Genomic DNA, 5,273 nt, shown 5'->3' with positions numbered 1-5,273 from the left:
GGGGGGCACGCCACGCTATTTAGATACAAGGAATTCTGGTTGCAACAGGATCCCTTTCCCGTGTTTCATCCATTGCCTTCGTCACTCATGACAATTCACCGGAATTTAAAAACGGCATTTGATCCCGAGAAAATATTAAACCGCAACAAGTTTTACGAGGATCAGGTTTAATGCGCACCGATTTCGTTGAACCCTATACTCAATCCGAGAATGGCAAAATTGCCAACGACATTATTAGAAAATGTGTGCATTGTGGATTTTGCAATGCTACATGCCCAACCTACCAGCTGCTGGGTGACGAACTGGATGGCCCGCGCGGCCGGATTTATCTTATTAAGCAAATGCTGGAAGGTAATGAAGTCGGTGTAAACTCCCAGGCTCATCTTGATCGTTGCCTGCTATGCCGTGCCTGCGAAACGACATGTCCATCGGGTGTTGAATATTCCCGGTTGTTAGAAGTTGGTCGAGATATAATTGAGAGCAAAGTGTCGCGTGGTTCCTGGGAAAACATCAAGCGAGGAACACTCAATAAACTATTGCCCAGGCTGCATCTGTTTGCATGGTTGCTGGCTATAGGGAAATTGTTCAAGTTTATGGTCCCCTGGCAGCTGGAGTCAGGATTAGAGGCAAAAAAGCCACGCTTATCTTTTCCATCACAACAGCACGCCCAAAAAATGTTGTTATTAAAAGGTTGTGTACAATCACAATTAGCGCCCGATATTAATCGGGCGACCGCTCAGGTTTTTGACAGGTTGGGCATCACATTGATTGAAGAAACGCAAAGCACGGCCTGTTGTGGTGCCATCAGTCAGCACCTTGGGAAAACCGAGGAGGCCAGGCAATACATGCGCAATAATATTGATGCTTGGTGGCCTGCGGTGGAAGAAGGTATTACGGCGATTGTGATTACCGCCAGCGGTTGCGCACCGCAAGTTAAAGATTATGCGCACCTGCTTCGGCACGATAATAAATACGCAGCAAAAGCCGCGAGAATTTCCGAGCTTGCCAGGGATGTCAGCGAGGTGCTTGCAGATACCAGCCTGGAGAAGTTGAAAAAATTGCCGCAACCCATTAACGTCGCTTTCCATGCGCCCTGTAGCCTACAGCACGGCCAGAAATTAATGGGCGTGGTAGAATTACAGTTATCGGCATTGGGATACGAGCTGAAACCTGTCGCCGACGCACATTTATGTTGTGGCGCTGCCGGTACATACGCGATTTTACAAGGCGCGATTTCGGAAAAACTACTGATTAATAAATTAGTCGCCCTGGAAAAAGGTAAGCCTCAGGTCATCGCTACGGCCAATATTGGTTGTATGCTGCATCTGCAGCGTGATGCATCGGTACCCGTTAAGCACTGGATGGAGTTACTGGCAGAGCATAACCTCTGATTTTTAAACTAAAATCCTATACTGTTGATCCAGACAGGGTATGGCTTTTATACTACGCGATTCCCATTAACCTAGTAAAATAGTGAGAAATTAGAATGACAACCAAATCTTTCGTTCCCCCCGTCCGAACCCTGATGGGACCAGGTCCTTCCGATGTTCACCCGCGCATATTGAGTGCCCTGGCGAGACCAACCATTGGTCACCTTGATCCTGAATTTGTCGCCATGATGGATGAAATGAAAGAACTGCTGCAATATGCATTTCGTACTAAAAACCAGCTCACTATTCCAGTCTCTGCACCCGGTTCAGCGGGTATGGAAACCTGCTTTGTAAACCTGGTGGAACCGGGCGACAAAGTCATCGTTTGTCAAAATGGCGTGTTTGGCGGTCGTATGAAAGAAAACGTTGAGCGCATTGGCGCAACCGCTGTAATGGTTGAAGATGCCTGGGGTGAAGCGGTTGATGCCAACAAATTGCGTGATGCATTAAAAGCCAATCCCGACGCCAAGGTTGTGGCATTCGTTCATGCGGAAACATCGACTGGCGCCTGTTCAGATGCCAGGACACTTTGCGAAATTGCTCGAGAGCATGATTGTCTGACTATTGTTGATGCGGTGACTTCACTGGGTGGGAGTCCATTGGAAGTCGATGGCTGGGGTATCGATGCTATTTATTCCGGTACCCAGAAATGTTTGTCCTGTACGCCGGGTTTGTCGCCTGTCAGTTTCAGCGAGCGTGCTATCGAGGTAATTAAGAATCGCAAGCATAAAGTGCAAAGCTGGTTTCTCGATTTAAACCTGGTAATGGGTTATTGGGGTGGTGAAGGTAAACGCGCCTATCACCATACCGCGCCGGTCAATGCATTATATGGTTTGCACGAAGCGCTGGTAATGTTGCAGGAAGAGGGTATTGAAAATTCATGGGCACGTCACGCAAGTAATCACCAGGCCCTACGTGCCGGGATCGAAGCGATGGGATTGCAGTTTATAGTGAAGGAACAGGATCGCTTACCACAACTTAATTCGGTAACAGTACCTGAAGGCGTGAACGAAGCTATGGTCAGGTCCCGTTTGTTAAATGAATTTAATCTGGAAATTGGGGCTGGTCTGGGTGCCCTGGCAGGTAAGGTTTGGCGTATTGGGCTGATGGGTTTTGCGAGTCGCCCTGATAATATCCTGCTTTGCCTCGGCGCACTGGATGCAGTGCTAACCAATATGAAAGCGCCTGTTAATTCAGGTGTTGCAGTTAAAGCAGCAAATGAAGTGATGATGAGTAAATAACGAATCAACTGCTAAACTACTTATAGTCGTTTCTAAAATGGGCTAGCGTGATATCACGCTAGCCCATTTTTTGTTTCATCAACTTTCTGTATTATAGCTTTTTGTTTTATAAAAGCGGTATCTCGATTATTCTCCTGGCAATATCACTTTATTTATATACATGGAATTAAAATTTCAATGAGCGAGTTGGGCTCGCATCAGAAAGTCTGGCGTATTGCGGCGCCAATGATTTTATCCAATTTAACCGTTCCCCTGTTGGGGATTGTTGATACTGCAGTGGTGGGACATCTTGATGAGCCTTATCACATGGGAGCTGTGTCTATTGGTGCGGCTATCTTCGGTATCGTGTTCTGGGGTTTTGGCTTTTTGCGGATGGGAACTACCGGAATTTCCGCGCAAGCATTTGGACAGAATGACAATGATGAACTACGTGCCATACTGGCGCGGGCCAGTTTGATAGCCCTGGCACTTTCATTGTTATTACTAATCCTGCAAATGCCTATTGCCTGGATTGCATTCCAGGTTATACAGGGTAGTGAATTGGTCGAGCAGCATGGGCGGATCTATTTTGATATTCGCATCTGGAGTGCACCTGCAACATTTATGAACTATGTATTGCTGGGCTGGTTCCTGGGAATGCAGAACGCCCGCGCGCCTTTATACATCCTGACCTTTGTTAACCTCATTAACATGTTACTGGATTTCCTGTTTGTTGTGGGCTGGGGGTACGGTGCCAACGGTGTAGCGCTGGCGTCATTGATTGCTGAATACCTGGGCTTGGGTTTTGCCTTGTGGCTGGTTAAGAAACAGCTGGATTTACATCCGGGTAAATTGCATCGCGCGCAGGTTCTCCATAGACGCAAGCTGCGAAAAATGTTGACCATCAATGTGGACATTTTTATTCGTAACCTGTGTCTTATGTTCAGTCTGGCTTTTTTTACCGCGCAAGGTGCACGATTTGGCGATGTGGTGCTGGCAGCTAACGCAATTTTATTCAACATGTATACCTTTATGGCGTATGGACTGGATGGTTTCGCTCACGCCGCAGAAGCACTGGTCGGTAGAGCGGTTGGAGCCAGAGATCGAAAGGATTACTTCGCGGTAATAAAGACCAGCGCGGTCTGGGCATTTATTACCAGCATCTTTTTTGCCGCAACTTACTGGTTTATCGGAGACTGGATTTTTACACTGATGACCGACATTGAGAGGGTGAAACTAGCTGCCCTGACTTATCTGCCCTGGATGATATTAATGCCATTAGTTTCAGTCTGGAGCTTTTTACTCGACGGCATTTATGTAGGTGCAACGCGCGCCGCGGAAATGCGTAACACTATGTTATTTTCAACCTTTTTTGTTTTTTTGCCGGTATGGTACCTGCTGTTGCCTTTGCAGAATCATGGATTATGGCTGGCGTTTATTCTGTTTAATACGGCGCGTGCTATAAGTATGGCGTTGTTATTTCGGTCAATTACCGTTCGCTCGGGCATCGTCTGATCAAAAATTCCAATTTTTCAACGTTATTAACGGTTTACAGTGGTTAAATAATAACCATATAATGCTAAATGCCTATGAGGCATTACACTTACCTGTTAGGGGCATTGCAGTTTCCATTCTAGATGCAGGTGAAAGTATGTTTTTCTCCGGTTAGGTACAAAGTCATGCAAAAAATAACTCAAAAATACTTGCTCATGAAACCACGTTTTTCTGTTCTCCTGGTATTGCTGTTATGGTCGGCATTTTGTTTGGCAGAAGAGACAGGCATTACTAACTCAGAAACCAATACGTCTTCCGGAGAACCAGTTGATGCAGCTGTGGAAGCTGAGCTGGATACCGGGCAAACCGATGCCGTGTTGCAGGAGCTGATTCAATTGCTGGACCAGGAGACCGAATTAGCCACCAAATCTAAAATCAATGTGGATTTTGTGCCGGGTATAATGAGTGTATTGCACGGTAAAGATATGCTGGCGCGCGGTGTGGAAAATGTTTATCAGGCATTGGGGTTAGTTCCCGGTATTGAAATCTCCCGAACCAATGATGGACAACCACAAATCCTGGTGCGTGGAATTGGTAAAGCGTTTTTCAGTAGTAAAGTAAAATTCCTCCTCAACAATACTTCTTTTAATGCAACGCTAGGTGCTGCTACTACATTATTGATTCTTCCGATAGAACAAGTGGAACGAATTGAAGTAATACGTGGCCCTGGTTCAGCAATATACGGTGAATATGCATCGGTAGGTGTTATTAACATAATTACTCGTAAAAAAGAAACCGCGTTATTTGGTCGTGTTAATGAACTGGATAAGTACACTTTAGGTGGTATGTATTCAAAGCAAATTCCAGACAAAAATCTTTCCTTCAACATTAGTGTTTCACAGGTAAAGGCGGAAGGTGGTGATGTGGATGCCGGCCCTGATGTTTTATACGGTACACCACAGCAAGGTATCTCCAATGCCCCGGGACCTATTAACAATGAAGAAGCTCATCATTCATTATTACTGGACATTAATTTTAAGGATTACTTATTAAGTTATCAGAGAGTAAAACAGGGAATTGGCGATTATTTTGGTCTGGCAAATGCGTTGCCCTCGGATCAACGGCGAAT

4 protein-coding genes are annotated in these 5,273 nt (G+C 45.8%); all 4 read left to right on the top strand.

The features are described 5' to 3' along the window. Positions 1-170: 170 nt before the first annotated feature. Positions 171-1,391, top strand: a complete 1,221-nt coding sequence (gene glcF, locus ACWVCM_RS02765; protein ID WP_455200179.1) for a glycolate oxidase subunit GlcF — start codon at positions 171-173, stop codon at positions 1,389-1,391. Between the two features lie 95 nt (positions 1,392-1,486). Continuing rightward, positions 1,487-2,671, top strand: coding sequence for a pyridoxal-phosphate-dependent aminotransferase family protein (locus ACWVCM_RS02760; protein ID WP_455200178.1), 1,185 nt, complete (start codon positions 1,487-1,489; stop codon positions 2,669-2,671). A gap of 177 nt (positions 2,672-2,848) precedes the next feature. Then, positions 2,849-4,165, top strand: a complete 1,317-nt coding sequence (locus ACWVCM_RS02755) for an MATE family efflux transporter (RefSeq protein ID WP_455200177.1) — start codon at positions 2,849-2,851, stop codon at positions 4,163-4,165. Between the two features lie 164 nt (positions 4,166-4,329). Beyond that, a partial coding sequence (locus ACWVCM_RS02750; protein WP_455200176.1) for a TonB-dependent receptor plug domain-containing protein occupies positions 4,330-5,273 on the top strand: 944 nt, incomplete at its 3' end.

This window comes from Kaarinaea lacus (assembly GCF_975902315.1).
This window is presented reverse-complemented; position numbering and strand designations above follow the sequence as displayed.

Excerpts from the sequence above, each read along its gene's own strand:
- glcF (WP_455200179.1), top strand. The coding sequence starts at position 171 with ATGCGCACCGATTTCGTTGAACCCTATACTCAATCCGAGAATGGCAAA.
- ACWVCM_RS02760 (WP_455200178.1), top strand. The coding sequence starts at position 1,487 with ATGACAACCAAATCTTTCGTTCCCCCCGTCCGAACCCTGATGGGACCA.
- ACWVCM_RS02755 (WP_455200177.1), top strand. The coding sequence starts at position 2,849 with ATGAGCGAGTTGGGCTCGCATCAGAAAGTCTGGCGTATTGCGGCGCCA.